The 4,082-nt window shown below is 63.3% G+C and carries 3 protein-coding genes and 1 pseudogene; 2 read left to right on the plus strand and 2 right to left on the minus strand.

What is annotated here, in order from left to right; translation table 11 throughout:
• Both ACLP25_RS16120 and ACLP25_RS16125 read left to right on the plus strand, forming a co-directional pair.
• Positions 1-1,632, plus strand: a 1,632-nt coding sequence (locus ACLP25_RS16120) for an acyclic terpene utilization AtuA family protein (protein ID WP_442470197.1), incomplete at its 5' end; no start/stop codon positions are given.
• Entirely contained in the window at positions 1,629-2,195 is a 567-nt protein-coding gene (locus ACLP25_RS16125) for a biotin transporter BioY (protein ID WP_442470198.1), read from the plus strand. The genes ACLP25_RS16120 and ACLP25_RS16125, both read left to right, overlap by 4 nt.
• 146 nt (positions 2,196-2,341) lie before the next feature.
• On the opposite strand, the gene ACLP25_RS16130 is transcribed toward ACLP25_RS16125, so the two are convergent.
• Positions 2,342-3,118, minus strand: coding sequence for an SDR family oxidoreductase (locus ACLP25_RS16130; protein ID WP_442470199.1), 777 nt, complete (start codon positions 3,116-3,118; stop codon positions 2,342-2,344).
• Positions 3,115-3,855, minus strand: a pseudogene (locus ACLP25_RS16135) (acyl-CoA dehydrogenase family protein); the annotation flags it as partial. The gene ACLP25_RS16130 and the pseudogene ACLP25_RS16135, both read right to left, overlap by 4 nt.
• Positions 3,856-4,082: the final 227 nt, after the last annotated feature.

The raw sequence follows: 4,082 nt of genomic DNA on the forward strand, positions 1-4,082 counted from the left end.
AAAGACGGCGTCAAGTTCATCGCCAACGCCGGCGGCATCAATCCCAAGGGGTGCGCTGAGGCACTGCAGGCGCTGGCCCAATCTCTCGGGGTCTCCCCTTCTATTGCAGTTGTCGAGGGCGATGACGTCAGGGAGATGATGCCGCGGCTACGAGAGCAGGGCGTCAAGGATATGTTCTCGGGCGCCCCGCTGCCGGCTCATGTTTTGAGCGCGAACGCGTATCTCGGGGCGCTCCCGGTCGCGCGCGCGCTGGCGGCCGGCGCTGACATTGTCATCACCGGCCGCGGAGTCGACAGCGCCGTTACGCTCGGTCCGCTGATACACGAATTTGGTTGGTCGCCTGATGATTGCGACCGACTCGCGGGCGGAAGCTTAGCGGGTCACATTATCGAATGCGGTTGCCAGGCGACCGGAGGGCTTCACACGGATTGGGAATCCGTGCCGGATTGGGCAGCCATCGGCTATCCGATCGTTTTGTGCAACAGCGACGGATCTTTCGTCGTCACGAAGCCCGAGGGCACGGGCGGCTTCATCAGGAGCGCCTGCATCGCGGAGCAGATGCTTTACGAAATTGGAGATCCGGGCGCCTACCTGCTCCCCGACGTCACCTGCGACTTTCGCGACGTCCGGATTTCCCAGATCGACGACGATCACGTCCTCGTCGCAGGGGCCAAAGGGCGGGCGCCGAGCGGGTTCTATAAGGTGTCGGCGACCGCGTTGAACGGATATCGATGCACGGGCTCGATGGTCATCATTGGTATCGACGCCGCGGCGAAGGCGCGCCGTACGGGAGAAGCGGTTGTCGCACGCGCGCGGCGGATTCTGATCGACAAGGGTTTCGGAGACTTCTCGAGCGCGCGGATAGAACTCCTCGGCGCGGAATCGCTCTATGGGCCGCATGCGCGGACCTCGGCCGCCCGCGAAGTCATGGTTCGCGTCGTTGTCGATCATCCCGACAAAAAGGCCTTGGAGATCTTCTCGCGGGAGATCGCGCCGTCCGGCACATCCTGGTCGCCTGGCACCACGAGCCCAGGGGGCGGCCGGCCGTCCCCGTCCCCGCTGGTCACACAATTCTCCTTCTTGATCTCGAAGTCCGAAGCGCCGGTCGGTTACTGGCTGAACGGCCAGCGGACGGAAGTGGAGATCCCGATCAACGAAGGGCCGGCGACGCCGCCTTCCCTGAGTCCTGAACCCGAGGCGTGGGCGGGGTCTCCGGACGAACCATCCGTCGAACTGCCGCTCATTAAACTCGCGTGGGCGCGCAGCGGCGACAAGGGCGACATCTCGAACATCGGCGTCATCGCGCGCTGCCCGGAGTGGCTCCCGTTAATTTGGCGCGCCGTGACGCCGGACGTGGTCAAGAGCTACTTCGCGCACCTGATGACCGGCGGGGTCGAGCGCTTTCACGTGCCCGGCATCCACGCCATCAACTTCCTTCTCCATGGCGCACTGGACGGCGGCGGACCGGCCTCTACGCGGATCGACCCACTCGGAAAAGGCATGGGACAGATGCTGCTCGATCTGAACATCAAGGTTCCTCTGTCCGTTGCGTCGCAGATTTCAAATGCGCTTTCTGGCGCTTCTGCGAGCACCAAGTCGCCCGGGTTGTCCACAATTGAGGAAAGACCATGAAGAACCTCGAGAACTCGACCATCGAGACAATTGTCGGCGCCGACGCCGCCAAGGCGTCCTTCGCGCGGGCTCTGTTCTGGATGATCGCGGGGTCTCTAGCCCTGGCCGTTTCAGCGAAATTAGAAGTCCCGTTCTATCCGGTGCCGATGACCTTGCAGACGCTGGTCGTCCTTCTGCTCGGTCCGGCCCTCGGTTCAGGATTGGCGGCCGCGACGGTAGCGCTCTACCTGCTTGAGGGTTTTCTCGGGCTGCCTGTCTTCGCCGGGGCCACGGCTGGACCGACCTATTTCTTCGGTCCGACCGCCGGATACCTGGCCGGGTTTCTGGTCGCGGCCTGGATTGTCGGCGCCCTCTCTGAACGCGGGTCGTCCCGGTCGTGGCGCGGCGCCATATTGACCATGGCCGCCGGGCACTATTTCGTGTTTGTGCTAGGTTTCAGCTGGCTCGCTTGCCTCCTCGGTCCGGCGAAGGCCCTTGCGATCGGCGTCGTTCCGTTCCTCTGGGCGACAGTCCTGAAGACGCTGCTCGCGGTCGCATTGGTTCGAGCGGCGCCAACGCGCTGACGACTAACGAGAGGTCGCCGACGGCGCCAAGAGAGCCCGCCGGCATAACGCGTAGAGGCAGCGATGAGCGGGCCTGTTAGGAGCCGCGGCGCTTTTTCGGAAGGCCTGTATTCGCGGTCCCGTCGTGAGAAGGTGACAGCAGCTCTTCACATCGCTGATATGCCGCCGTCGAGCTTGATCTCCGCTCCCGTCATGAAACTGCTTTCGTCCGAAGCGAGATAAACCACAGCGTTAGCGACGTCGTCAGCGTCCCCGAGCCGGCCGAGAGGCACCTGGCGCCTTAGCTTTTCCATCACTGTCGCTTCATCGCGGTTTCCCACCAGCGCCTTCAGGATTGGCGTCTGGATGAACGTTGGATGGATCGAATTGCAGCGGATGTTCCAGCCTTGTCGCGCGCAGTGGAGCGCGACAGACTTGCTTAGAAGCCATACAGCGGCCTTCGAAGCGTTGTAGCTCGCAAAATTGTGCGATGCGATCAAACCGGCAATCGACGACACGTTGATAATCGAGCCGGGCTGATTTTCTCGAAGCGCGGGTAATGCAAATTTGCATCCGAGAAAGACGCTGTCGGCATTGACGCTCATTCCTCGCCGCCATTCGTCAAGCGTCAAGTCTTCGACCGATCCGACCGTCGCAACGCCCGCATTGTTGACCAGCACAGACAGTCCCCCGAGCAGCGTCCCAGCGTTCTCGACCGCCTCGATCCAGTCGGACTGGACCGTCACGCCCTGACGCATTGCGAAAGCGACCGGCGCGCCTACGACGCGGTTGATGCGTTCGGCGGTCTCCGGGGCGCCATCCGAATTCAGGTCGGTCAGCAGGATTCTTGCGCCTTCCCGAGCGAGCGCGAGCGCGCTCGCGGCGCCGATGCCCTGCGCTGCTCCGGTTATCAGCGCCTTCTTGCCCTCGACGCGCCTGCTCATTGCCGAAGCGCCGGGTTGGGCCAGAGGCCGTCGCCAGCCCAGGATTCTGCCTCCTCCAGGGAAAGCTGCCTGCCCTCGCCGCCGGTGCGTGAGGGATTGCTGTTCTGGTAGCGTCTGAGCTCTAGCCTGCCGATCTGATTGCGGTGAACTTCGTCCGGTCCGTCCGCCAATCGGAGAAGCCGAGTCGTGGCCAGCGCGGCGGCAAGAAAGTGATCGTTCGACGTGCCGCCGCCGCCGAAGATCTGGATGGCCCAATCGACGATCCGCTGGGCCATGTTCGGCGCAACGACCTTGATCATCGCGATCTCCTGGCGCGCCGCCTTATTGCCCACGCTGTCCATCATGTAGGCGGCCTTCAGCGTCAGAAGGCGAGCCTGCTCGATCATGATCCGGCCCTCGGCGATCCGCTCCAGGGTGACTGTCTGTTCGGCCAGCGGCCTGCCGAAAGCGACGCGCTGCTCGGCGCGTCGGCACATCCGCTCGAGCACGCGCTCGCTGAGCCCAATCAGGCGCATGCAATGATGAATACGACCGGGACCGAGGCGTCCCTTGGCGATCTCGAAGCCGCGGCCTTCGCCGAGAAGGACGTTGCCGACCGGCACGCGTACGTTTTCGAACAGGACTTCGGACGCCCGATCCGGCACGCCGTAGAAGCCCAGCACCGGTAACGAACGAATGACGCGGACGCCGACCGTGTCCTTGGGCACGAGCACCATCGACTGGCGACGGTAGCGGTCGGTTCCGTGCGGAGGCTCCTCGCTGAAGGGAGTGGGTAAGACGATGGCTTTGAGATTTCGCTTGGTTCGGTAGCCTTTGGCTTTGCGCTTGGCGGCCTGCACATTGCCGTTGATCCTAGAAACGGCAGTTTGGTTTTGGCGTGAGGGCGAGAATCGCGCATTCTCAAGGGCATGAAGCGCGACTCTTCGTCTCCTTGGGCTCACCGGCCGGGTGAGCAATCTGTGGT

The organism is Roseiarcus sp. (genome assembly GCF_052145395.1).
Taxonomy (GTDB): Bacteria; Pseudomonadota; Alphaproteobacteria; order Rhizobiales; family Beijerinckiaceae; genus Roseiarcus.